The sequence below is a fragment of the Kitasatospora sp. NEAU-CNBT7 genome, from assembly GCF_057220535.1.
The window spans coordinates 1-22,884 of the sequence record NZ_JBXQQB010000049.1 but is presented as its reverse complement, the minus strand read 5'-3'; the positions used below and the strand labels follow the sequence as shown (position 1 = coordinate 22,884).

Here is a 22,884-nt window from a genome sequence, read left to right as displayed (position 1 = left end):
AGTCGTCGGTTTTCGCCCCTTCACCGGCCGCTCCCGTAGAGTTCGCCGGGAGAATCGGCGATGTGGACAAGGGAACAACAGCGGTCATGACGGCGGGCGCGGACATCCAGAACGCAGCAGAAGAGATCGAGTACGGCCCCGGCATTGACCCGGAACGGCTGGAGCTCTGCCTCAGCGTCCTCGCCGAGCTCGACGAGCTGGACGTCGACCACCCGGACGCGATCACCGTCCGCAAGGCGGTCGGCGGCATCTTCCGCACTCTCAAGCAGCGCCGCCGCCAGGAGACCCGGGCCCGCAAGACCGCCAATGACCGCGACGTCACCTCCCGGACCGCCACCGGCGCGCCGGGCCGGATCGACGACGAGACGGCCGGCGCGTTCGGCCTCACCACCGAGACCGTCACCGAGATCGCCGGGATACTCGAGCGCCCGCGCTCCTGCTACACCTGCAAGCAGCGGTACGTCGAGGTGGACGCCTTCTACCACCAGCTCTGCCGCAACTGCGCCGCGCTCAACCACAGCCGCCGGGGCGCCCGCGCCGACCTGACCGGCAAGCGGGCGCTGCTGACCGGCGGGCGGGCCAAGATCGGCATGTACATCGCGCTGCTGCTGCTGCGCGACGGCGCGCACACCACCATCACCACCCGCTTCCCGAACGACGCCATCCGCCGCTTCAAGGCGATGCCGGACAGCGCCGACTGGATCCACCGCCTCAAGATCATCGGCATCGACCTGCGCGACCCCGCCCAGGTGATGGCGCTGGCCGAGGAGGTCGCGGCGGACGGCCCGCTGGACATCCTGATCAACAACGCCGCCCAGACCGTCCGGCGCTCCCCCGCGGCGTACCGCGAGCTGATCGCCGCCGAGTCGGCGCCGCTGCCGGCCGGCGAACTGCCGCCGTCCACCGTGATCGGCCGGTACGGCAGCGGCAGTGTCGACCTGCCCGCGCTGCCCGCACAGGCCACCGGCGACACCGAGCGGGTCACCGCCGAGGACGTCACCGCGCTCGCCCTGGTCACCGGCTCGGCGACGCCCGAGCGGATCGCCGCCGGCACCGCGATCGACGCGGGCGGACTGGTCCCCGACCTCGACGCCACCAACAGCTGGGTGCAGACCGTCAGCGAGGTCGGCCCGGTCGAGCTGCTGGAGGTGCAACTCTGCAACTCCACCGCGCCGTTCATCCTGATCAGCCAGCTGCGCCCGGCGATGGCCGCGTCCACCGCGCGCCGCAAGTACGTGGTGAACGTCTCCGCGATGGAGGGCGTCTTCAACCGCGGCTACAAGGGCGCCGGCCACCCGCACACCAACATGGCCAAGGCCGCGCTGAACATGCTCACCCGCACCAGCGCGGAGGAGATGCTGCGGACCGACGGCATCCTGATGACCAGCGTGGACACCGGCTGGATCACCGACGAGCGGCCGCACCCCGACAAGATGCGCCTCGCCGAGGAGGGCTTCCACGCCCCGCTCGACCTGGTCGACGGCGCCGCCCGGGTGTACGACCCGATCGTGCGCGGCGAGCTGGGCGAGGACCTGTACGGCTGCTTCCTCAAGGACTACTCCAAGGCGCCCTGGTAGGCACCCGGGCCACCGGGGAGTCGGAGTCGGATCGGGTTCGGCGGCAAGTGGCCCGGCGTCGGACAGCAGCGCGGCGGACGAGGGGCGGGAGGTGACCGGGGTGGCGGCGGTACCGGTGATCGGGGCGGGCGTGATCGTCCCGACGGCCGACGGACGGGTGCTGCTCGGCCGGCGGACCACGGCGGGCGAGGAGCCGAGCTGGGGCCTGCCCGGCGGCAAGGCCGACCGGGCGGGCGAGTCCTTCGAACAGGCCGCCGCCCGGGAGTTGGCGGAGGAGACCGGCATCGTGCTGCCGGCGGCGGCGATGCAGGTGCTCGCCGTCCTGCTCGACCACGAGGACGGCCGGCCCCGGCTCACCGCCGCCGTCCTCGCGCCGCCGAGCGACGCCCCCGCCGTCGTCACCGAACCGCACGCCTGCGCCGGCTGGGAGCGCTTCGCCCTCGACGCACTGCCCGCACCGCTGTTCTACCCCTCGGCGCTGGTGCTCGGCAGCTGGCTGCCGGGCCTCACCGACCCCGCCGGCGCCCACCGCTACCCCTTGCTGCACCCCGGGATCCGTCCGGCCGCCACCTCCTGACGGACCGTCACCTCCGGCTCCGGTCGGGCAGGCCGGCGGCTCAGGCCAGCCAGGCGTCCCGGCGTCCCTGCGTCCCTGCGTCCCTGCGTCCCAGCCAGGAACGCCGCGATGTCCTCCACCGCCTCGCCGTAGTACGTCCGGGAGTTGCGCCCGGTCACGTACCCGGGGTGCGCGGCGGCGGGCAGGTTCGGCAGCGAACGGTACGGGCGGTCCGCGGGGAGCGGTTCGGGTCTCGAAGACGTCGACCCCGGCGCCCGCGATCCAGCCCTCGCGCAGCGCCTCGGCCAGTGCGGCCTGCTCGAGGATCGCGGTGAAGTGCCGCCGCAGCCACCGGACTTCGGCCCGGTTGTCGACCGGTGACCAGTCGGCGGCCGACCGGGCGACCTCCTGGTGGTCGCCCAGCACCGCGCAGCGCAGCCTCGTCGCCGCCCCCTCAGCCCGGCCGCCGGTCCCGGTGCCGGTGCCGGTGCCGGCCACCCCGGCCGCCGAGCCCACCCGGCACCGGGGCGGCCAGACGCGGCACTAGACTGCCCGGGTGATCCTGCCGACCGTCAGCAGCGTGCGCGCGCTGCACGAGAAGTACGCGCCCAGCCCCGAGGCCCTCGATCTGGTGCTCACCCACTGCGAGATCGTCGCCCGGATCGCGCTCCGGCTCGCCGGGCGCGCCGGACAGCCGGTCGACACCGCGCTGGTCGAGGTGGGTGCGCTGCTGCACGACATCGGCGTCTACCAGGTCGGCACCGACGCGTACATCCGGCACGGTGTGCTCGGCCATGAGCTCCTGCGGGCCGAGGGCCTGCCGGAGGAGTTGTGCCGTTTCGCCTCCTGCCACACCGGTGTCGGGCTGACCTGCGACGACATCGTCTCCCAGCAGCTGCCGATCCCGCTCGGCGACTACCTCGCCGGGACGGTGGAGGAGCGGCTGGTGATGTACGCGGACAAGTTCCACTCCAAGAGCACCCCGCCGCGATTCCTCGACGCCGCCGCGTACGCGGGCCGGTTGGCGCAGTTCGGGCCGGACAAGGTCGCCGCCTTCGACGCGCTGGTGGACGAGTTCGGCCTCCCCGACCTCGACCCGCTGGTCGCCGAGTACGGCCACGCCTGGCAGCAGGGCGCGCCGCTGCCGCGCTGAGCACCGGGCCGCGCCGCGTCAGGCGCTCCGGTCGGACGCGGCGCGGTCCGGCGGCGCCGCCGGCAGGGTGACGGTGAAGGCCGCGCCGCCCTCGGGGCCGTGCCCCTCGACGGTGATGGTGCCGCCGAGCAGGCCGGTCAGCCGGTGCGCGATGGCGAGACCCAGGCCGCTGCCGACCGGGCGGGTGTCCCGGTAGCGGCCGTGCAGCGCGCCGCTGTCGAACGCGACCTCGACGTCCTCCTCGGTCAGCCCGGGCCCGCTGTCGCGGACCTGGAGCCGGGCCCCGCCGCCGTCGGCCGCGCTCAGCGCGAGGACCACCCGGCCGCCGCCCGGCGTCGCCCGCAGCGCGTTCTGCACCAGCCCGTCCAGCAGTTGCCGCACCCGGAACGGGTCGGTGTCCACCACCACCGGCCGCTCCGGCCGGTCGAGCCGGACCTCGACCCCGAGCCGTTCCCCGGGACCGGCCCAGAACGCGGCGGCCTCGGCCGCCGGCGCACCGAGGTCGGTCGGCCCGCACTCCAGCCGGAAGTCGTCCGCGGTCAGCCGTGCGAGGTCCAGCAGGTCGCCGAGGAAGCGGTCCAGGCGGCGGGTCTCGTCCGCCAGGACCTGCCCGACCCCGGGCACCCCGGCCGGTTCGACCAGGCCGTCGGCGAGTGCCTCCGCATAGCCCTGCAGCGCGGTCAGCGGGGTGCGCAGCTCGTGCGAGACCGACAGCAGGAAGTCGCGCTGGCGGTTCTCGCTGCGCGCCAGGGCGCCGTCCAGGACGTTGAGGGCATGCCCGATCTCCGCGGCCTCCCGCGGTCCGCCGACGGTGGCGCGCACCCCGCGTTCGCCGCCCGCCAGCCGGTGCGCGACCTCGGCGGCCGACGCCAGCGGGCGGGCGATCCGGCGGGCCAGCAGGGCGCCGGCCAGCGCCGCGCCGACCATGCCGGCCAGCAGTGGCAGCACGGTGTTGCGGCGGATCCGGCCGGTGTTCTGCTCGACCACGGTGTACGGCTCGGTGAGGACGGCGGCGCCGCCGCGCGCCCCCGGCACCCCGACCAGCAGGACCTCCCGGCCGCCGAGCACGGCGGTGGTGGAGACCGGCCGGCCGGCGAGCAGGTCGGCCTTGGCCGCGGTGCCGACCGCCGGGGTGGCGGTGCCGCTGACCGAGCCGTCGGGGGTGATGACGGCGAGTTCGACGCCGTTCGGTCCGCCGAGCGCCTGGGCGCCGTTGAACAGCAGCCCGGACAGGTTGGGCAGCCGGCTGAGCACGGTCGCCTGGCGGGCCAGCTGGTCGCGCTCGCGCTGTTCGACGCCGTGCGCCGCGGTCTGCCAGGCGACCAGCCCGGTCAGCGCCACCGCGAGGGCGGCGACCGCGGTGGTCAGCAGCACCAGGGTCCGGGCCAGCGAGGTGCGCGGCCGCGGTCGGCCGGTCACCGGCCGGGGTCCGTCGCGCTGTAGCCGACGCCGCGGACGGTACGGATCGGGCTGGCGTCGCCGAGCTTGGCGCGCAGCTGCGAGACGAACACGTCGACCATCCGGGTGTCCCGGTAGCCGGGATAGCCCCAGACCTCCGCGAGCAGTTGCTCGCGGGTGTAGACCCGGCCCGGCTGCCGGACCAGGTGGGCGATCAGGTTGAACTCGGTGGCGGTGAGGTCGACCGGCTCGCCGTCCCGGCGCACGGTGCGGCTGACCGGGTCGACGCTGAGCCGCCCGACCCCGGCGGGCGCCGATCCCGGCGGGCCGGCCGCGCGGCGCAGCACCGTCTTGACCCGGGCCACCAGTTCCCGCGGTGAGAACGGCTTGGTCAGGTAGTCGTCGGCGCCCAGTTCCAGTCCGAGGATCCGGTCGGCCTCCTCGCCGCGGGCGGTGACCAGCAGCACCGGCGTCCAGTCGCCGGCGTCGCGCAGGGCCCGGCAGAAGCTGATGCCGTCCAGACCGGGCAGGCCGATGTCCAGCACGATCGCGACGGGATGCATCCGCCCGGCGGCGGCGAGGCCGGCCCGCCCGTCGCTCTCGACGTGCACGCCGAAGCCCTCGCGGGCCAGGTACAGCCGCTGGACGTCGGCGATGTGGCGCTCGTCCTCGACGATCAGGACGAGACCCCGGGACTCGGTCATCGCTGCCTCTCTCACGTGCGGAAACGCCACCGATGCTAGCCAGGGCGGCCGGGCGGGCCGCGGGCCGCCCCGCGGCCCGTACATTCCCCGAACAATCCGCCAACGCCGTCCTTACCGGCGTCGCCCAGGGTGGGGCCCCATGACCACCGAACCCACCGAACGGCCCGCGCCCGTCGACCGGCCGTCACCGCCCGCCCGGCCCGCACCCGCGCCCGGGCCCGCCGCGACCTCCCGCCCCGGCCTGCTGCACCGGACCGGGCGCTGGTGCGCCCGGCGGGCCTGGCTGGTGATCGTCGTCTGGGCCGCCGTGCTGGCCGGCCTCGGGGTGGCCGACGCCCGCTGGGGCGGCACCTTCGCCGACAGCTTCGCGCTCCCCGGCACCGCCACCCAGACCGGCAGCGACCTGCTCCGCGACCACGGCGGCCGTACCACCGCGGGGGTCGCCGCGCCCCTGGTGATCCGCTCCGGGGGGCCGGTCGCCGACCACCGGGCCGCGCTCGGTTCGGCGGTGGACGCCCTCGGCCGGCTGCCGGACGTGCTCGCGGTGTCGGATCCGCTGGCCACCCCCGGCGCGGTGTCGGCGGACGGCCGGACCGCGCTGGTCACCGTACGGTTCGCCACCACCCCGGCCGCCTTCGACCCGTCCTACCTGGCCGGGGTCGACGCCGCGGTGGGGCCGCTGCGCGCCGACGGCGTCACCGTCGAGTACGGCGACCCGCTCGGGCAGTTGGCGGCACCGCGGTCGGCGGACCGGGCCTCGGAGGCGATCGGGCTGGCGGTCGCCGTGCTGGTGCTGCTGATCGGCTTCGGCAGCGTCGCGGCGGCCGGTCTGCCGCTGCTGACCGCCGTCCTGGGGCTGGCGGCGGGGCTGGGCGGTCTCGGGCTGCTCGCGGCCCGGTTCGACTTCGCCCAGGCCGCGCCGACGCTCGCCGCGATGATGGGCCTGGGCGTCGGCATCGACTACGCGCTGTTCCTGGTGACCCGTCACCGGGCGCTGCTGCACGCCGGGGTGGAGCCCGCGGAGGCGGTGGGGCGCACGGTGGCCACCAGCGGCCGGGCGGTGCTGGTGGCGGCCGCCACCGTGGCGATGGCGCTGGCGGGGCTGTTCGCCTCCGGGATCGGGTTCATCGGGACGCTCGGCGCCGCGGCCGGGCTGACCGTACTGGTCGCCGCGGCCGCCTCGGTGACGCTGACGCCCGCGCTGCTGGGACTGCTCGGGCGCCGGATCGACCGGCTCCGGGTGCGCACGCCAGTCGCCGAACCGACCGGCAGCTCCGACGTGTGGCACCGCTGGGCGGCGCTGGTGGGTCGGCGGCCGTGGCTGTTCCTGTCCGGCGGGCTGCTGGTGCTGGGCGTGCTCGCCGTCCCGCTGGCCTCGCTGCAGCTCGGCCACGTCGACGCGGGCGCGCAGCCCGCCGGGCGGACCGACCGCCGGGCCTACGACCTGATCGGCGAGGCGTTCGGGCCGGGCGCGAACGGCCCGCTGACGGTGGTCGTCCAGCTCGACAGCCGCCTGGTCGCCGACCAGGCCGGGCGCGGGCGGCTCGCCGACGGGATCGGGCGCGAGCTGGCCGCCGTCCCCGGTGTCGCCTCCGTCTCCCGGCCGGTGACCAGCCCCGACGGGGTCCTGCTGATCACCACGGTCACCCCGGCGACCGGCCCGCAGGACCGGGCCACCTCGGCGCTGATCCACACCCTCCAGGACACGGCCCTGCCGCGCGCGCTGGCGGGGAGCGGCGCCACCGGTTACCTCACCGGGCCGACCGCGGCCGGGCAGACCTTCACCGACACCCTGGTCGCGAGGCTGCCGCTGATCATCGGCATCGTGGTGGCGGCGGCGTTCGTGCTGCTGCTGACGGTGTTCCGCAGCCTGCTGGTCGCGGTCAAGGCGGCGGTGCTCAACCTCTGCTCGATCGGCGCCGCGTACGGCGTCGTGGTCGCGGTCTTCCAGTGGGGCTGGGGCGGCGGCCTGCTGGGTGTGGGCGAGAAGGTCCCGGTCGAGTCCTACGTGCCGATGATGATGTTCGCCATCGCCTTCGGGCTCTCGATGGACTACGAGGTGTTCCTGCTGTCCCGGATCCGCGAGACCTGGCTGCACCGCGGGGACAACCACCTGGCGGTCGCCACCGGACTCGCCGCCACCGCCCGGGTGATCACCTGTGCGGCGCTGATCATGACCAGTGTCTTCCTGGCGTTCCTCCTCTCCAGCAACGCGGTGGTCAAGATGCTCGCGCTGGGCCTCGGCGTCAGCGTCGTCATCGACGCGACCGTGGTCCGGCTGGTGCTGGTACCCGCGACCATGTACCTGTTCGGCCGCGCCAACTGGTGGCTCCCGCGCCCGCTGGACCGGCTGCTGCCGCACCTCGACCCCGAGGGTCCGGCCGCGCCCGCCGCCGGGGGTGAGGTCCGGTGACGCGCCGGGCGACCGCGGACCGGGCCGCTCCCGGCCGGGTCGGCGCGCAGCGGGCGGACGGGACCACCCGGCTGCGGGCCGCCGTCCGCAGGCGCCGGGCCACCGCCGTCACCGTCGCGGTGGCGCTGGTGGCGGTCCTGGCGGCCGGCGGGGGCGAACTCGCCGCGCGCACCCTGATCCGCGACCGCGTCGCCGGTGCGGCCCCCGGCCTCGGGGGCCTGACGGCCACCACGGGCGGCTCCGCCCTGTGGGCCCTGGTCGGCCGCCACCTCGGGCACCTGGACATCGGCAGCGACGACGCCTACGCGGGGCCGCTGTCCGGGCTCTCGGTACGGGCCGGCCTCGAGGACGTCCGGCTCGGCGGCCGGGCCCGGTTCGCCGGTGCGCACGCCGAGGTCACCGTTCCGGCGCGGTCCCTGGGCGCCGCCGTCCAGGACGCCGTGCCGTCGCTGCCGGTCACCTCGGCCACCGCCGACCCGGACGCCGGGACGGTCACCGTGGGCCTCGGGCGGGGCGGGGCCGGCCGGCTGACGCTGCGTCCGGAGCTGGCCGACGGCCGGGTGTCGTTCTCCGTCGCGAGCCTGACCTTCCTCGGCCGCAGCGTCCCGCCCGGCAGCGTGGGCGGCGCCGGACTCGGTGCGGGCACCGGCGGCCCGTACCCGCTGGGCCTGAAGGCCACCGGTGTCCGGGTCCTGGCCGACGGCGTCCACGTCACCCTGGACGGCGGGCCGGGCCCGCTGCCGGCGGTCTGAGCGGGCGGCCGGCGCCCGGGCCGGTACGGGCGGCGCCCGGGCCGGTACGGGCGGCGCCCGGGCCGGTACGGGCGGCGCCCGGGCCGGTACGGCCGCCGGCCGGGCCCCTGGTCAGCGGGCCCGGCCCCGGGGCTTGAGGGGGGTCGCGGGCAGCTGCGGGGCCGGCAGCCGGTCGCCGGCGTAGCCGTGCACCTCGCCGAAGCGGGTGCCGGCCGTCCAGTCCTGCTGTGCCTGCCGGATCTCCTCACCGGTCCGGCCGATGAAGTTCCACCACATGATGATCTCCTCCTGGAACGGTTCCCCGCCCAGGAGCAGCAGCGAGCTGTCGCCGTGCGCGTGCAGCGGGAGTTCGGTGCGGCCGCAGCCGAGGTAGAGCATGGAGCCGGGGTCGAGCGGGACGCCGTCGACCTCGGTGCGGCCGCTCATGGTGAGGACGGCGTACTCGAAGTCCGGCTCGAGCGGCAGCCGGTGGCGGGTGCCGTCGCGGAGGGTGAGGTCGGCGCCGACCAGGGGGGTGTGGGTGGTGCCGGGGGAGGTCGCGCCGTCGAGGGTGCCGAGGATGAGGTGGGCGGTGAGGCCGGGGGCGGTGACGGTCGGCAGATCGGGGTGGTGTTCGAAGGCGGGGGCGGTGTGCCGGTGGGCGTCGGGGAGGGCGACCCAGAGCTGGGCGCCGTGCAGGAGGCGGGCGTGCGGCCGGGGGGACTCCTCGGAGTGGGAGATGGCGTGGCCGGCGGTCATCAGGCCGAGTTCGCGGGGGCGGACGGTCTGCAGGCTGCCGAGGCTGTCGCGGTGCAGGACCTCGCCCTGGTGGAGCCAGCTGACGGTCTGCAGGCCCATGTGGGGGTGCGGGGGGACCTGCATACCGGGTTCGTCGGCGATGTCGTCGGGTCCGTAGTGGTCGACGAAGCACCAGGCGCCGACCATCCGCCGTCCGAGGTTCGGCAGCAGCCGCCGTACCACCGTCGACTCGCCGAGCGGTACCGTCCGGGCGGTGAGCAGGTCCTTCACCGGGCCGCCGGCGGCTTCCCGGCCGCACCTGGTGGGGGTGGGCCTGAGGTCGAGGTTGCTCATCCGGGCTCCATCGGCGTCGTCGTGTGCTGCGGGCCGGTCACCCGGACCGGTCGAGGTCGATCATCCGCCCGGACCGGCCGAACGCGAAGCACCCGCCGCCGGGCGCCCCGGCGCTTCTCACCGCACACCCCGGCCCCGGCCGGCCGGTCAGCCCTGTCCCAGGGCGCGCCCGAGGAACGACAGCGCCTCGGGCGCGACCCGGCGCCAGAAGCCGTCGGTGTGCTCGCCGCGCGGGAAACGCGCCACCGCCGCCCGGGCGGTCAGCGTCCGGGCGGCCGGGCAGAACGGGTCCTCGGTGCCGCACCAGACCCCCAGCGGGCGCCCGTACGGCAGGTCCAGGTGCAGCAGCGGCTCGTGCTCGCGCCAGTCGGCCTCGTCACGGAAGCCGTCGACGGTCCGGGCGTCCGGCCAGCTCCGGAACAGCGCCGGGCCGAGCAGCGCGACCGGGCCGAACTCCGCGCCCCGGTCCCGGGCGTACCGCAGCGCGCCGGAGCCGCCCATCGAGATGCCGAGCGCGGCGCCGGGCGGGCGCAGGCCCTGCGCCGCGAGGGCGGCAGGCAGTTCGGAGCGCAGCATCCGCTGCGGGTCGTCCCCGGGCGTGCGCTCGTGCCAGTAGGTGGCGTCCCCGCCGTCGACGGCCACCAGCGCGAACGGCGGGGTGCCCGCCGCTGTCGCGGCGGCCAGGAACTGCGGCAGACCGAGGTCGGCCATCGCCTGCGCGCTGCCGCCGCGCCCGTGCAGCACCACGCAGACCGGCAGTGCGGTGGCGGGCCGGCCGCCGGGTGGCAGCATGGTGATCATCCGGACGGTGCGGCCCCGGGCCGCGGAGCGCAGGTCCACGCCGTGCACGGGACCGGCCGTGACCTGCGGCACCGTGCCATCGGGCCCGGTGAGACCGAGCGCCCGGCGCAGCCGTACCCCGCCCGGCAGCAGGTCCGCCGTCATCGCCGTGCCCACGCCGCCGCCGGCCACCGCCAGGCCGCCCAGCCCGACGGCGGCCCGCAGCAGCCCCCGGCGCCCCGGCCCGGGTGCCGGTGCCGGTGCCGGTGGGGCCGCCGGCCCCGGTCGCGGTTCGGTCTGCTGCGGTCCCTGCTCGTGCACGGCTCCCCCTCGGCATCCTCGACGGCGGTCGGCCGCCCCGACGCGGCCGGGTCCCGCACCCCGCGGCCGGTGCCGCGGACCCGGGACCGACGGGCCGTCAGTGGCGGCAGGCCCAGGGGGCGGTGGCGGTCACGGCCTCGGCCTGGGCCCGCAGGGCGCGCACGGCCTCGGCCGGGTCCTCGGCGCCGTACACGGCGGAGCCCGCGACGAAGACGTCCGCGCCGGCCTCGGCGCAGCGCTCGATGGTGCTCGCGGAGACGCCGCCGTCGACCTGGAGCCACAGGTCCAGGCCGTGCTTGTCGATCAGCTCCCGGGTGCGGCGGATCTTGGGCAGCATGATGTCCAGGAAGGCCTGGCCGCCGAAGCCGGGCTCGACCGTCATGATCAGCACCATGTCGAGCTCGGGCAGCAGGTCCTCGTACGGCTCGATCGGGGTGGCGGGGCGCAGCGCCATCGAGGCCCGGGCGCCCTTGGCGCGGATCTCGCGGGCCAGCCGGACGGGTGCGGCGGCGGCCTCGACGTGGAAGGTGACGGAGCCGGCGCCCGCCTCGACGTACTGCGGTGCCCAGCGGTCGGGCTGCTCGATCATCAGGTGGCAGTCCAGCGGGGTGCCGGTCGCCCGGGCGAGCGACTCGACGACCGGGACGCCGAGCGTGAGGTTGGGGACGAAGTGGTTGTCCATGACGTCCACGTGCAGCCAGTCGGCGCCTCGGACCGCCTCGGCCTCCTCGGCCAGGCGGGCGAAGTCGGCGGAGAGGATGCTGGGGTTGATCTGAGCCATTTGAGGGTACCTTCACAACTCGGTGCGGGCGGTCGTCGCTGCCTTCTGGGGGACATCATCTCGCGTACGCGGCCCCGGGCGGGCGGCGGCCCGGTCCCGCGACCCGCGTCGCACCCGACGCGTGCCAGGGCCGCGGACCACCGCGGTCCGTTCCGAGAGAGGTGTCCGATGGCCGAGCTGGCCCACCCCGCCCGTGCCCTGTGGTGGCTCTTCGAGCCGGTCCACGCCCTGACCTACTTCTCGCCCGAGGGCCGGGCGGCGTACGAGGCGGCGGGGCTGCGGGGCAGTTGGCGCGGCTACTTCGCCGGGCGGTCGGCGCCGCTCGGGCCGGTGGACGCGGCGCCGGTGATCGCGGCCTTCTTCAACTTCGCGCCCGGCATGGTCGAGCGGGCGCTGCCGGACGTCTGGGGGCGGGCCACCCCGGAGGCCGCGCTGGCGGCCCGGCTCTCGGGGGCGGAGGCGGCGCTGGCGCGGGTCCTGGAGTCGGTGAAGCCGCACCTGATCGACCGCTCGGTGGAGCTGCTGGAGCGGGCCGTGGACGGCCTGGACTGCTGCGGGCGGGTGCTGGCCGCCGCCAACGCCGCCCTTCCGCGTCCCGAGGGCCGGCTGGGCCGGCTCTGGCACGCGACCACGGTGCTGCGCGAGCACCGCGGTGACGGCCACGTGGCCGCGCTGGTCACCGAGGGGCTGGACGGCTGCGAGGCGCTGGTGGTGCGCTGCGCCCTGGACATCCGGCGCGAGGTGCTGCAGCCGTACCGCGGCTGGACGGACCAGGAGTGGGACGCGGCCACCGCCCGGCTGGTCGAACGCGGCTGGCTCGCGGGGGACGGTTCGCTCAGCGCCGAGGGCCGGGCCCGCCACCAGGCCCTGGAGGCGGCCACCGACCTGGCGGCCGCCCGGGTCTGGGCCGGCTTCCGGCGGGCCGAGCTGGACGAACTGGCGACCGCCCTGCGGCCGATCTCCACCGCCTGCCGGGCCGAGCTCCCGCAGCTCAACCCGATCGGCCTGCCGGTCAGCAGCTGATCCTCCGCACGCCCGCTGCGCCGGCCGGGCTCAACGGCCGGGCTCAGTGGCCGGGCGCCGCGGTCCGCCGTCCGGTGCCGGCGCTGACCCGGCCGCGGCGCGGCGGGCCCAGCAGGATGCCCCGTCCGGCGTAGAACCGCGGCAGGTCCGCCCAGGGCACCCGGGCGTACTGCTGCGACCCGTCGGGGAAGCCGGACGGGTTGTGGATCAGCAGTTCCTCGTCGTTCGCGCCGACCGCGAGCACCAGGTGGCCGCCCTGCCGGGGCGGTTCGGGGTCGAGGGTGCGGATGCTCGGGTGCACCGAGAGCATCAGCAGCCGGCTCTCGGCGATCTGTCCGGCGAGCTCCTCGACGGGCAGCGGGGAGCGGGCGTCGGCGTGCAGGCCCCACCGGGTGCGGACGTACTCGGCGAACGGCCGGTGCAGCAGTCCGTCGAGTCGGCCGTCCGGGTGGCGGACGTACGCCCCGGCCGCCAGGCACTCGTCGGCCAGCCGGATCGCGGCGGGGGCGACGCCCCACCAGAAGTCGAGGGCCATCCGCAGGCAGGCCATCCCGCAGATCCGCCAGGACCAGTACTCGTACTCGTCCTCGTCGGCCGCGCCGGAGCGTTCCCACAGCGGGTCGTCCCCGGCCCGGACGGTGCCCGCCAGGATGTCCGGCACCAGCTCGGGCGACTCCCACTGGGAGTAGTAGGGGACCTGATTGATGATCGGCTTCACCCCGCCATCCTGACGCGTCCCGGCGCCGATGCCCGGTAACCGCGCAGCGGGGCCGGTGCGCCGGGGCGCGGCGGCCCCGCTGCGCGGGTGCTCCCGGGCGGGGTGCTACCGGGCGGGGCGCGCCCGGTGGCGCCGGCCGCCGGACGGGCCCGGCGGCCGGCACCGGGCCCGGGCCCGGTCGGCTACCAGGCGTAGTCCTCCGGGGCGGTACGGCGGCCCGGGAAGATCTCGTCCAGCCGGTCGAGGGTCTTCTGGTCGAGCGTCACGTCCAGCGCCCGGACGGCCGCGTGCAGCTGGTCCAGGGTGCGCGGGCCGACGATCGGGGCGGTGACGGCGGGCCGGCCGAGCAGCCAGGCCAGCGCCACGTCGCCGGGCTCGTGGCCGAGTTCGGCGGCCAGGTCCTCGTACGCCTGGAGCTGCGGGCGCTTGGACTCCAGCGTCTCGGCGGAGCGGCCCGTGGAGCGGCGCACGCCCTGGGCCTCCTTGCGCAGCACGCCGCCGAGCAGGCCGCCGTGCAGCGGGGACCACGGGATCAGGCCGAGGCCGTACTCCTGGGCGGCCGGGATCACCTCCAGCTCGACGTTGCGCTCCAGCAGGTTGTAGATCGACTGCTCGCTGGTGAGGCCGAGGAAGTTGCGGGCCCTGGCCGTCTCCTGGGCGCGGGCGATGTGCCAGCCGGCGAAGTTGCTGGAACCGACATAGATGATCTTGCCCTGGGCGACCAGCACCTCCATCGCCTGCCAGATCTCGTCCCACGGCGTGGCCCGGTCGACGTGGTGCATCTGGTACAGGTCGATGTGGTCGGTCTGCAGGCGGCGCAGGCTGGCGTCGACCGCGCGGCGGATGTTGAGCGCCGAGAGCCGGCCCTCGTTGGGCCACTCCCCCATGTCGCCGTAGAGCTTGGTGGCGATCACGGTCCGCTCGCGGCGGCCGCCGCCCTTGGCGAACCAGCTGCCGATGATCTCCTCGGTACGGCCCTTGTTCTCACCCCAGCCGTAGACGTTGGCGGTGTCGAAGAAGTTGATGCCCTGTTCGTGGGCGGTGTCCATGATCTCGTGCGCGTCGGCCTCTTCGGTGTGCGGACCGAAGTTCATGGTGCCGAGGCACAGGCGGGACACGGTCAGGCCGGTACGGCCGAGGTGGGTGAACTCCATGTCCGTCAGCCTCTGCCGCACCGGCTGCTTTGTCCAGTACCGGTCGGCGACGGGGGTGTGCCGGATTCGTGGACAGGCTGACGGAGTGTCACTAATGTCCAGTACGGGGGAATCGGCAGGTTCGAAACGGATGGGGGGACCATCGGTGTACACGGTTGCGGGTCAGCAGTACACGGGACAGGAACTGCTCGCGAAACTGGGGGAGTTGGCGGCCGACGAGGCGAGCGGCGTGGTCTGGCACGACGGGTACGTCGCCGCCCTGCCGGAGCTGGCGCAGGCCGGACGGACGGTGTTCGCGTCGGTGGACGCGGTGCTGCTCGGCCTCGGCGGATGCCTCACCGGCCGGAGCGTCTACGCCTACGCGTACCGGGCGCAGGTGGACCTCACCGCCCGCCGGCTCCTGGCCGGGGGCCCGGCCTTCGAGAACTCCGGCCGGGACAAGGCCTTCAACCGGCTGAACTGGGCGCAGCAGGGCCACGGCGACGACGCCTACCTGAAGCTGCGCGACGGCAGGTCCCCGTACGACGCGGTGCGCGACCTGGTGGACAACTCCGGTGGCTGGACACTCGACTGCGCCACCTTCGTGCAGGCCGTACAGCTCGGCGCGTGGGCGGCGGCGGTCGGCCGGGCGGAGTTCGACCGGGCGGCGCGGCAGCCGTTCACCCTCAAGGACCACGGGTCGACCGGACTGAGCCACCACAAGCTGTGGTTCAAGGAGGGGTTCGGTTCGCCGTACCGGCTGCGCACCCCCGCCACCGACCGGCTGAGGGCGCAGGAGCCGGTCGCCGACGTCACCGACCGGCAGCTGCTGGCGTCCGCTCCCCCGGGCAGCCGGGTGGCCTTCGTCAACTCCGACCCGCAGGCCGAGGGCGGCGACTTCGAGCGCGAGAACACCGTCAAGCTGCCCGACGGCACGTACGCCTCGCACCCGTTCGGCATCCTGTCGGCGGCGGACATGAAGCGCGCGCTGGCGCTGCAGACCTTGCTGCGCTACGGCGATGAGATCGACGCCACCCTCGCCCGCGCGGAGGCCGGCGAGCACGGGTCGATCACCACCGGGGAGGCGGTCACCGCCAAGGCCGAGCTCGACCGGCTGGTCGCCGCCGGCGACCGCACGGCCCTCGCCGAGTGGATCCTCGACCACCGGACCTGGACCGAGAACCTGCTCTACGACGACCTCGCCGAGTACGTCGAGGAGCTGGTCTACCTCGGCGAGGTGGAGATCTACACCATCACCCCGGAGACCACCGCCCGGCAGTGACCGGCCGGCGCCGCCCGGGCCGCTCGGAGGCCGGTACGGTCCCGGGCCGCCACTCCCGTCGGTGGGTGGTGGCGGCCCGGCCGCGGGTCAGCCGGTGCGGCGCAGCAGGGCCAGGTACATCGCGTCGGTGCCGTGCAGGTGCGGCCAGAGCTGGACGTCCGGGCCGTCGCCGAGCGCGGGGAGTCCGGGCAGCAGCGGCCGGGCGTCGATCCACTCCACGCCGGGCTCCTCGCGCAGCACGTCGTCGACCACGGCCCGGGTCTCGGCCAGGTGCGGCGAACAGGTGGCGTACCCGACCACGCCACCCGCCCGGGTGGCCCGGATCGCGGTGCGCAGCAGGTCCCGCTGGAGCGGCCCGAACCCGGCGATGTCCTCCGGGCGGCGGCGCCAGCGCGCCTCGGGGCGGCGGCGCAGCGCGCCGAGGCCCGAGCAGGGCACGTCGACCAGGGTCCGGTCGAAGGAGCCCTCGCGCCAGGCGGGCTTGGTGCCGTCGGCGGCGATCACGGTGTACGGGCCGGGGTTGCCGTCCAGGGCGCGGGCCACCAGCCGGGCCCGGTGCGGCTGCTTCTCGGAGGCGACCAGGGCCGCGCCGCGCTCCGCGGCGAGCGCGCCGAGCAGGGCGGCCTTGCCGCCGGGGCCCGCGCAGCCGTCCAGCCAGAGCCGGTCGCTGCCCTCCAGCGGGGCGGCGGCCAGGGCGAGCGCGACCAGCTGGCTGCCCTCGTCCTGGACGCCGGCCCGGTTCTCCTTCACGGCGTCGATGCCGGCCGGGTCGCCGCCCTCGGCGAGCCGCAGCGCGTACGGGGACCAGCGGCCGGGTTCGGCCTCGGGCAGCGCGGCGGCGATCTCCTCGACCGTGGCGCGGCCGGGCCGGGCGATCAGGGTGACCTCGGGGCGCGCGTTGTCGGCGGCGAGCAGCTCCTCCATCGCGGTGCGCCCGCTGGCGTCCGGCTGCCAGCGGCCGAGCGAGTCCCACAGCGAGGAGACCACCCAGCGCGGGTGCGAGTGCAGCACGGCGAGGTGGTCCTCGGCGTCCTGGTCGTACGGCGGGGCGACCTGCTGCAGCCAGGCGTCCAGGTCCTGGGCGCTGATCTTGCGCAGGACGGCGTTGACGAACTTGGCTCGGCCGTCGCCGAGCACCACCCGGGCCAGCTCCACGGTGGCGGAGACGGCGGCGTGGCTGGGGATGCGGGTGGCGAGCAGCTGGTGCGCGCCGAGCGAGAGCACGTCCAGCACCGGCGGGTCGACCTCGCGCAGCGGACGGTCGACGCAGGCGGCGATGATCGCGTCGTAGCTGCCCTGCATCCGCAGTGTCCCGTAGACGAGCTCGGTGGCGAGGGCCGCGTCGCGGCGGTCCATCCCCTTCTGCTCGGCCTCGCGCAGCAGCGAGGGCAGGATCAGGTTGGCGTACGCGTCCCGCTCGTCGACGGCGCGCAGCGCGCGGAAGGCGACGATCCGGGCCGGGTCCTTCTTCGGGCGGCGGTGCGGGCGGGGGGCGCGCTTGGCGCTGGGGGTGGTCACTGGTGCCTCAAGGTGCTACGGAATCAACGGATCGGACGGTTTCGGGGTGGACAGGCTTCGGGGTGGACAGGTTTCGGGTGGACGGGCGGGCCGGGGCCGCGGCGTCACCGGCCCAGCAGTTCGCCGGACTCGATCCGGACCCCACGGGCCCAGTCTGCCGCCCGCATCGGCTTCTTGCCCTGCGGCTGGACCTCGCCCAGCTCGACCTCGTGGCTGCCGGTGCCGACCCGGACGCTGTTCTTGCTCACGGCGAGCTCGCCGGGGGCCAGTTCCGAGCTGCCGGTCAGCAGCGTCACCGGGCCGGACAGCTTGAGCCGCTCGCCGCGGAAGGTGGTCCAGGCGCCGGGCGCGGGCGCGCAGCCGCGGACCAGCCGGTCGACCCGCAGCGCCGGGTGGGACCACTCGATCCGGGCGTCCTCGACGTTGATCTTCGGGGCCAGGGTGACGCCGTCGACGGGCTGCGCGACGGGCCGCAGCGAACCGTCCGCGATGCCGTCCATGGTGGCGGTCAGCAGCCGGGCGCCGGAGTGCGAGAGCCGGGTGAGCAGTTCGCCGCTGGTGTCGGCCGGGCGGATCTCCTCGGTGACCACGCCGAACACCGGGCCGGAGTCCAGTCCCTGCTCGATCAGGAAGGTGGACGCGCCGGTCACCTCGTCGCCGGCCAGCACCGCGTGCTGCACGGGGGCGGCGCCGCGCCACGCGGGCAGCAGCGAGAAGTGCAGGTTGACCCAGCCGTGCACGGGGATCTCCAGCGCGCCGGGGCGGATCAGCGCGCCGTACGCCACCACCGGGCAGCAGTCCGGGGCCAGTTCGGCCAGCCGGGCCATGAACGCGGGCTCGCTCGGCCTGGCCGGCTTGAGGACCTCGATCCCGGCCTCCTCGGCGCGCTGGGCGACCGGGCTGGCGACCAGCCTGCGCCCGCGGCCGGACGCGGCGTCGGGGCGGGTGACCACCGCGACCACCTCGTGCCGGTCCGAGGCCAGCAGGGCGTCCAGGGCGGGAACGGCGACCTCGGGGGTGCCGGCGAAGACGAGGCGCATGGGTGCCTTTCTGCAGCGGGGCAGGGGACGGTGAGCGGAGAAGCGGACGGCTCAGCGGGCGGAGCCGAAGGTGCTGTGCGGGGAGATCTTGACGGTCGGCGCGGGCCCGGCGCCCCACTCCGCCTCGCGGATCGCCTTGAGCGCGGCCTTGCGCTGCTCGCGGTCGAGGCGGTCGATGAAGATGATGCCGTCGAGGTGGTCGGTCTCGTGCTGGATGCAGCGCGCGAGCAACTGGGTGCCGGATATCGTCACCGGTTCGCCGTGCATGTCGAAACCCTTGGCGACCACGCCGTGGGCGCGCTTGGTGTCGAAGCGCAGGCCGGGGAGCGAGAGGCAGCCCTCGGGGCCGTCCTGCTCCTCCTCGGTCAGGCTCAGGTCCGGGTTGATCAGGTGGCCCACCACGCCGTCCACGTAGTACGTGAACACCCTCAGCGAGACGCCGAGTTGAGGCGCGGCCAGCCCGGCGCCGGGGGCGTCCAGCATGGTGTCGGTGAGGTCCTTGACCAGGCGCCGCAGCTCCTTGTCGAAGACGGTCACCGGCTTGGCGGTGGCGCGGAGCACCGGGTCGCCGAAGATCCGGATCGGCTGGATCGCCATGGCGTCGGGCTCCTGTTCGTCGGGCGGCGGCGGGTGCGGTCCGCGGAGGACCACCGGGAAGTCTATGCAATGCCCGCGCCACGTCCGGCCCACCAGCTGGCATAACCCTTCTCCGGCCGGGCGCGTGACCCCGGCCCCCGGTCGGGCGTTGGTCAAGTGGAATTGACCGGGACGCCACTGCGTCCCTGCCCTCCTTGCCCGCCAGCGGGCGAGCAGGGGCGCGTCAGGCGGACCGTACGGAGAGGTGGCATCCAGGCCATGGCCGAGCAGATCAACCACGACGCCCGCGCGCGGGCGAGCCTGCACCTGCTGGTGCGGGACATCGAGCGGGTGCGGCGGCAGGTCGATGCGCTGCGGACCCTCACCGCCCAACTCGGCAACGTCTACCGGCCCCGGCGGCCCAGCACCTCGGCCGGGTTCGTGGTGTACGGCCGGGCGCCCGCCCCGACCGTCCGGCTCGCCCAGGAGCTCAGGGAGAGCGTGGAGACCCTGGTCGCGGCGGCGGTCGAGTTCGACCGGGCGCTCGGCTTCTCCTGGGACTCGGTCGGCTCCGCACTCGGCGTGACCAAGCAGGCGGTCCACCGCCGGTACGGCATGCGCCGCCCGACCGGCGACCTGCTCACCGCCGCCGCCGTCCCCGCCCCCGGCACCCCGCGCGACGACCGCCTCCCCGAGCCCGTCCCGCTCGCGGCACCGCACCACGACGAACCGGTCGTCCCCAAGCAGCCGCAGCCGCTCTCCCGCTCGGTCCCCCAGGCCCGCCAGGGCGGCCTCACCCCCCAAGCCGCCCGCATCGGCCACTGACCCCACCACCCCAGCGCCCCACCCCCAGGGGCGCTGGGGGTCCCCCTCGGAGCCCAGGGGATCCCCCCTCAGAGCGCTGGGGGTCCCCCTCAGGGGCGCGAGGAACTGCGCGAAAACCCCCCACCACCCCGCACCTCACACCCCCACCGCACCCCCCCACGCTCCGCCGTCCCTCACCCGATGTCCGGCGGATCGATCCGGATCCGCACCGGCTCCGACCCCCGCAGCGCCAACCGCGCGATCTGCGCCGCCTTCAGCGCCGCCGCCAGCGCCGCCCCCTGCCCCGGCTCGACCCGCAGCAACGCCCGCTCGACCTCCTCCTCGCGCCCACCCGCACCGCCGCCGCCACCCACCACCGGCACCGGCCCGAGCACATCCGCCCCATCGGGCAGCCGCAGCAGCCCGAGCAGGTCTGCCACCGCCTGCGGCGCGCCCGTCACCGAGGCCATCCGCGACACCGGCGGGAACCGCAGCGCCGCCCGTTCCTCCAGCTCGAGCGCGGCGTGGCCCGCCGGGTCCCACCGCACCAGTGCCTGCACCGGCCGCGCCGTCGCCTCCGCGACCACCACCACGGTGCCGCCGGCCGACGCCGGCCGTACCAGGGCCGCCGCGGTCAGCCACCGCCGCAGCGCCTCCTCCCCCGCCCGCAGGTCGGGCCGGTTGAGCAGCGCCCACCCGTCCAGCAGCAGCGCGGCCGCGTAGCCGTCCTCGGCCAGCGGTTCGGCGCCGGGGGTGGCGATCACCAACGCGGGCGCGGCGGGCACGGTGGTGAGCACCGCGTCCCGGCCGGAGGTGCGGACCGGGACCCGGGGGAAGGCCTTCCCCAGCTCCTCGGCGGTCCGCCGGGCGCCGACCACGTTCGCCCGCAGCCGGAACGAGCCGCACTCGGGGCAGTGCCAGTCCGGCTCCGGCGTCCCGCACCAGCTGCACTGCGGCGGCAGGTCCGCGCCGACGTTCTCCAGCGGCCCGCCGCACGGCCGGCAGCGGGCCGGCTCCCGGCAGCGCCCGCAGGACAGTCGCGGCTGGTACCCGCGCCGCGGCACCTGGATCAGCACCGGCCCGCGCTCCAGCGCCTCGCGCGCGGCCGTCCAGGCGACCGACGGCAGCCGCGCGGCCCGCGCCGCCTCGTCCCGGGCCTCGTCCAGGTCGGTGACGGTCCGGATCCGCGGTGCCAGCGCCCGTACGGTCTCCCGGTCGGCCGCCAGCGGCCTGGCCCAGCCCGTCCGCAGCAGCTGCGCCGCCTCGACGGTGGTGGACAGCCCGCCGAGCAGGACGCCCGCGCCCTCCTCGGTGGCCCGCAGCAGCGCCACCTCGCGCACGTGCGCGTACGGGGCGTGCGGGTCGCTGTGGCTGCTGTCCCCGTCCGACCAGACGACGACCAGCCCCAGGTCGCGGACGGGCGCGAACATCGCGGCCCGGGTGCCGATCACCGCCCGTACCGAGCCCCGGCGGACGGCGAGCCAGCGCCGGTAGCGCTCCTGCGGCCCCGCGTCGGCGGCCAGCGCGGCGTGCCGGCCGGGGCCGAGCAGCGCGGTCAGCGCGGCGTCGACCCGGCCGGCGGCCCGCCCGTCGGGCAGGACCACCAGCGCGCCCCGGCCGCCGGCCAGGGTGGCGGCCACCGCGCGGGCGATCTCCTGCGGCCAGGACGGTCCGGGCAGGGCCGTCCACACCGCCCGGGGTGCGTGGCCCGCCGCCAGCGAACCGAGGAAGGCCGGCCCCTGCGGGTACCGCGCCCAGCTGCCTGGGTCCGGGGCGGGCGGCGGCGGCAGCGGCGGCGGGGAGGGCTCGGCCTCGGCGCCCGCGTGCCGGGGCGGTACGGCGAGCTGCAGGACGTCGGCGAGGGTGCCCGCGTAGCGGTCGGCGACCGCGCGGCACAGCCGCAGCAGCTCGGGGGTGAGCACCCGCTCGGGCGACAGCACCCTGGACAGCGGCGCCAGCGGCCCGGCGTAGTCGGAGGTGGCCAGCCGCTCGACCACGAACCCGTCGTGCAGCTGTCCGCCCTCGCGCCGCCCGGAGGCCCCGACCCGGGCGCCGAACCGGACCCGGACCCGGACGCCGGGCTGGGCGTCGGCGTCCATCGCGGCGGGCACCGCGTAGTCGAAGTACTGGTCGAGGCTGAGCACGCCCTTGTCGACCAGGACCCGGGCGACCGGCAGCTGCCCGGCCAGCTCCAGGCCGCGCGCGGCCTTGGGCCGGGAGCGGCGGACCGTCTCCCGGATGAAGGCCAGCTGCTCGCCGGCGCCCTCTGCGCTGCCCATCGCTCCCGTGCTCCGACCCCGTGCCACCGCGCCCGGGCCCGGCTCGGCGAGCCGGGCCCGACCACAACATAACCGACCCCGCCGACACCGCAGGCCCGCCGACCTGCCCGGGAACGCAGCGGACGGCGGCCGCCCCGAAGGGCGACCGCCGTCCACCGGCGCGGGCGTCAGGCCTGCACGGCCTGCTTGAGCTGCTCGACGCGGTCGGTGCGCTCCCAGGTGAAGTCCGCGTCCTCCCGGCCGAAGTGGCCGTAGGCGGCGGTCTTCGCGTAGATCGGCCGCAGCAGGTCCAGGTCGCGGATGATCGCCGCCGGGCGCAGGTCGAAGACCTTCACCACGGCCTCCTGGATCTTCAGCACCGGCACCGTCTCGGTCCCGAAGGTCTCCACGAACAGACCCACCAGCTCGGCCTTGCCGATCGCGTACGCGACCTGCACCTCGGCCCGGGTCGCCAGACCCGCGGCGACGATGTGCTTGGCCACCCAGCGCATCGCGTACGCGGCCGAGCGGTCCACCTTGGACGGGTCCTTGCCCGAGAACGCGCCGCCGCCGTGGCGGGCCATCCCGCCGTACGTGTCGATGATGATCTTGCGGCCGGTCAGGCCGGCGTCACCCATCGGACCGCCGATCTCGAACCGGCCGGTCGGGTTCACCAGCAGCCGGTAGCCGTCGGTGACCAGCTTGATCCCGTCGTCCGCCAGCCGCTTGAGCTCCGGCTCGACCACGAACTCCCGGATGTCCGGGGTCAGCAGCGACTCCAGGTCGATGTCGCTCGCGTGCTGCGAGGAGACGACCACGGTGTCCAGGCGCAGCGCCTTGTCACCGTCGTACTCGATGGTGACCTGGGTCTTGCCGTCCGGGCGCAGGTACGGGATGGTGCCGTTCTTGCGGACCTCCGACAGCCGGCGCGACAGCCGGTGCGCCAGGGTGATCGGCAGCGGCATCAGCTCGGGCGTGTCGTCGCACGCGTAGCCGAACATCAGGCCCTGGTCGCCCGCGCCCTGC

At 75.8% G+C, this 22,884-nt stretch carries 20 protein-coding genes and 1 pseudogene; 8 read left to right on the top strand and 13 right to left on the bottom strand.

The genetic code is table 11. The features are described from left to right. Positions 1 to 86 precede the first annotated feature (86 nt). Positions 87 to 1,577 (top strand): SDR family NAD(P)-dependent oxidoreductase, encoded by a 1,491-nt coding sequence (locus tag AC2TEW_RS35505; protein WP_484627385.1) that lies wholly within the window; start codon positions 87 to 89, stop codon positions 1,575 to 1,577. Between the two features lie 100 nt (positions 1,578 to 1,677). Beyond that, positions 1,678 to 2,154 carry a nucleotide triphosphate diphosphatase NUDT15 gene (locus AC2TEW_RS35500; protein WP_484627379.1) on the top strand — a complete coding sequence of 159 codons (477 nt, stop codon included), beginning with the start codon at positions 1,678 to 1,680 and terminating at the stop codon, positions 2,152 to 2,154. A 77-nt stretch (positions 2,155 to 2,231) separates the two neighbouring features. Here the strand turns inward: AC2TEW_RS35500 and AC2TEW_RS35495 are convergent. Beyond that, positions 2,232 to 2,463: pseudogene (locus AC2TEW_RS35495) on the bottom strand (NAD(P)-dependent oxidoreductase); the annotation flags it as partial. A 226-nt stretch (positions 2,464 to 2,689) separates the two neighbouring features. Here AC2TEW_RS35495 and AC2TEW_RS35490 point away from each other — a divergent pair. After that, positions 2,690 to 3,286 (top strand): HD domain-containing protein, encoded by a 597-nt coding sequence (locus AC2TEW_RS35490; protein ID WP_484627378.1) that lies wholly within the window; start codon positions 2,690 to 2,692, stop codon positions 3,284 to 3,286. A gap of 18 nt (positions 3,287 to 3,304) precedes the next feature. On the opposite strand, the gene AC2TEW_RS35485 is transcribed toward AC2TEW_RS35490, so the two are convergent. Next, positions 3,305 to 4,705 (bottom strand): HAMP domain-containing sensor histidine kinase, encoded by a 1,401-nt coding sequence (locus tag AC2TEW_RS35485; protein WP_484627377.1) that lies wholly within the window; start codon positions 4,703 to 4,705, stop codon positions 3,305 to 3,307. Continuing rightward, complete coding sequence (locus AC2TEW_RS35480) at positions 4,702 to 5,388, bottom strand: response regulator transcription factor (protein ID WP_484627376.1); 687 nt, start codon at positions 5,386 to 5,388, stop codon at positions 4,702 to 4,704. Before AC2TEW_RS35480 ends, AC2TEW_RS35485 begins: the two co-directional genes overlap by 4 nt. A 139-nt stretch (positions 5,389 to 5,527) precedes the next feature. Between AC2TEW_RS35480 and AC2TEW_RS35475 the strand changes: the two genes are divergently transcribed. Beyond that, positions 5,528 to 7,801 carry an MMPL family transporter gene (locus tag AC2TEW_RS35475; RefSeq protein WP_484627375.1) on the top strand — a complete coding sequence of 758 codons (2,274 nt, stop codon included), beginning with the start codon at positions 5,528 to 5,530 and terminating at the stop codon, positions 7,799 to 7,801. Next, positions 7,798 to 8,553 carry an LmeA family phospholipid-binding protein gene (locus tag AC2TEW_RS35470; RefSeq protein ID WP_484627374.1) on the top strand — a complete coding sequence of 252 codons (756 nt, stop codon included), beginning with the start codon at positions 7,798 to 7,800 and terminating at the stop codon, positions 8,551 to 8,553. Before AC2TEW_RS35475 ends, AC2TEW_RS35470 begins: the two co-directional genes overlap by 4 nt. Positions 8,554 to 8,664: 111 nt before the next feature. Here AC2TEW_RS35470 and AC2TEW_RS35465 read toward each other — a convergent pair whose 3' ends face one another. The 3 genes from AC2TEW_RS35465 to rpe all read right to left on the bottom strand — a co-directional run bounded on the left by AC2TEW_RS35465 (position 8,665) and on the right by rpe (position 11,506). Then, a complete protein-coding gene (locus AC2TEW_RS35465) occupies positions 8,665 to 9,624 on the bottom strand; it encodes a pirin family protein (protein ID WP_484627373.1) in 960 nt (319 codons plus the stop codon). A gap of 147 nt (positions 9,625 to 9,771) precedes the next feature. Continuing rightward, positions 9,772 to 10,725, bottom strand: a complete 954-nt coding sequence (locus AC2TEW_RS35460; RefSeq protein WP_484627372.1) for an alpha/beta hydrolase — start codon at positions 10,723 to 10,725, stop codon at positions 9,772 to 9,774. A gap of 97 nt (positions 10,726 to 10,822) precedes the next feature. Further along, the gene (rpe, locus tag AC2TEW_RS35455) at positions 10,823 to 11,506 is read right to left on the bottom strand and encodes a ribulose-phosphate 3-epimerase (RefSeq protein WP_033821501.1); all 684 of its coding nucleotides are present in this window, start codon (positions 11,504 to 11,506) and stop codon (positions 10,823 to 10,825) included. A 168-nt stretch (positions 11,507 to 11,674) separates the two neighbouring features. Between rpe and AC2TEW_RS35450 the strand changes: the two genes are divergently transcribed. Continuing rightward, a complete protein-coding gene (locus tag AC2TEW_RS35450) occupies positions 11,675 to 12,529 on the top strand; it encodes an SCO6745 family protein (RefSeq protein ID WP_484627371.1) in 855 nt (284 codons plus the stop codon). Between the two features lie 43 nt (positions 12,530 to 12,572). Here AC2TEW_RS35450 and AC2TEW_RS35445 read toward each other — a convergent pair whose 3' ends face one another. Together AC2TEW_RS35445 and AC2TEW_RS35440 are read right to left on the bottom strand one after the other, a co-directional pair. After that, entirely contained in the window at positions 12,573 to 13,247 is a 675-nt protein-coding gene (locus tag AC2TEW_RS35445; RefSeq protein WP_484627370.1) for a cysteine peptidase family C39 domain-containing protein, read from the bottom strand. Positions 13,248 to 13,429: 182 nt separating this feature from the next. Further along, positions 13,430 to 14,401, bottom strand: a complete 972-nt coding sequence (locus tag AC2TEW_RS35440; protein WP_484627369.1) for an aldo/keto reductase — start codon at positions 14,399 to 14,401, stop codon at positions 13,430 to 13,432. Between the two features lie 145 nt (positions 14,402 to 14,546). Between AC2TEW_RS35440 and AC2TEW_RS35435 the strand changes: the two genes are divergently transcribed. Then, complete coding sequence (locus tag AC2TEW_RS35435) at positions 14,547 to 15,662, top strand: TGL-type protein-glutamine gamma-glutamyltransferase (protein WP_484627368.1); 1,116 nt, start codon at positions 14,547 to 14,549, stop codon at positions 15,660 to 15,662. An 87-nt stretch (positions 15,663 to 15,749) separates the two neighbouring features. Here the strand turns inward: AC2TEW_RS35435 and AC2TEW_RS35430 are convergent, their stop codons facing one another. From AC2TEW_RS35430 to def, 3 genes are all read right to left on the bottom strand, one after another. Further along, a complete protein-coding gene (locus AC2TEW_RS35430; protein ID WP_484627367.1) occupies positions 15,750 to 17,180 on the bottom strand; it encodes an RsmB/NOP family class I SAM-dependent RNA methyltransferase in 1,431 nt (476 codons plus the stop codon). Between the two features lie 104 nt (positions 17,181 to 17,284). Next, on the bottom strand, positions 17,285 to 18,220 hold the full coding sequence (gene fmt / locus AC2TEW_RS35425) for a methionyl-tRNA formyltransferase (protein ID WP_484627366.1): 936 nt from the start codon (positions 18,218 to 18,220) through the stop codon (positions 17,285 to 17,287). 51 nt (positions 18,221 to 18,271) lie between these two features. Next, positions 18,272 to 18,817 (bottom strand): peptide deformylase, encoded by a 546-nt coding sequence (gene def, locus AC2TEW_RS35420; RefSeq protein ID WP_484627365.1) that lies wholly within the window; start codon positions 18,815 to 18,817, stop codon positions 18,272 to 18,274. 258 nt (positions 18,818 to 19,075) lie between these two features. Here def and AC2TEW_RS35415 point away from each other — a divergent pair, with 258 nt between their 5' ends. Next, on the top strand, positions 19,076 to 19,621 hold the full coding sequence (locus AC2TEW_RS35415; protein ID WP_484627364.1) for a hypothetical protein: 546 nt from the start codon (positions 19,076 to 19,078) through the stop codon (positions 19,619 to 19,621). Positions 19,622 to 19,794: 173 nt separating this feature from the next. On the opposite strand, the gene AC2TEW_RS35410 is transcribed toward AC2TEW_RS35415, so the two are convergent. After that, complete coding sequence (locus AC2TEW_RS35410) at positions 19,795 to 21,879, bottom strand: primosomal protein N' (protein WP_484627363.1); 2,085 nt, start codon at positions 21,877 to 21,879, stop codon at positions 19,795 to 19,797. A 167-nt stretch (positions 21,880 to 22,046) separates the two neighbouring features. Continuing rightward, on the bottom strand, positions 22,047 to 22,884 hold an 838-nt coding region (gene metK, locus AC2TEW_RS35405), incomplete at its 5' end, for a methionine adenosyltransferase (protein WP_484627362.1).

What these genes read in the sequence shown, in the direction of transcription:
- AC2TEW_RS35505 (WP_484627385.1), top strand. Translation starts at nt 87, where the DNA reads ATGACGGCGGGCGCGGACATCCAGAACGCAGCAGAAGAGATCGAGTAC.
- AC2TEW_RS35480 (WP_484627376.1), bottom strand. Translation starts at nt 5,388, where the DNA reads ATGACCGAGTCCCGGGGTCTCGTCCTGATCGTCGAGGACGAGCGCCAC.
- AC2TEW_RS35475 (WP_484627375.1), top strand. Translation starts at nt 5,528, where the DNA reads ATGACCACCGAACCCACCGAACGGCCCGCGCCCGTCGACCGGCCGTCA.
- AC2TEW_RS35465 (WP_484627373.1), bottom strand. Translation starts at nt 9,624, where the DNA reads ATGAGCAACCTCGACCTCAGGCCCACCCCCACCAGGTGCGGCCGGGAA.
- rpe (WP_033821501.1), bottom strand. Translation starts at nt 11,506, where the DNA reads ATGGCTCAGATCAACCCCAGCATCCTCTCCGCCGACTTCGCCCGCCTG.
- AC2TEW_RS35450 (WP_484627371.1), top strand. Translation starts at nt 11,675, where the DNA reads ATGGCCGAGCTGGCCCACCCCGCCCGTGCCCTGTGGTGGCTCTTCGAG.
- AC2TEW_RS35440 (WP_484627369.1), bottom strand. Translation starts at nt 14,401, where the DNA reads ATGGAGTTCACCCACCTCGGCCGTACCGGCCTGACCGTGTCCCGCCTG.
- fmt (WP_484627366.1), bottom strand. Translation starts at nt 18,220, where the DNA reads ATGCGCCTCGTCTTCGCCGGCACCCCCGAGGTCGCCGTTCCCGCCCTG.
- def (WP_484627365.1), bottom strand. Translation starts at nt 18,817, where the DNA reads ATGGCGATCCAGCCGATCCGGATCTTCGGCGACCCGGTGCTCCGCGCC.
- AC2TEW_RS35415 (WP_484627364.1), top strand. Translation starts at nt 19,076, where the DNA reads ATGGCCGAGCAGATCAACCACGACGCCCGCGCGCGGGCGAGCCTGCAC.
- AC2TEW_RS35410 (WP_484627363.1), bottom strand. Translation starts at nt 21,879, where the DNA reads ATGGGCAGCGCAGAGGGCGCCGGCGAGCAGCTGGCCTTCATCCGGGAG.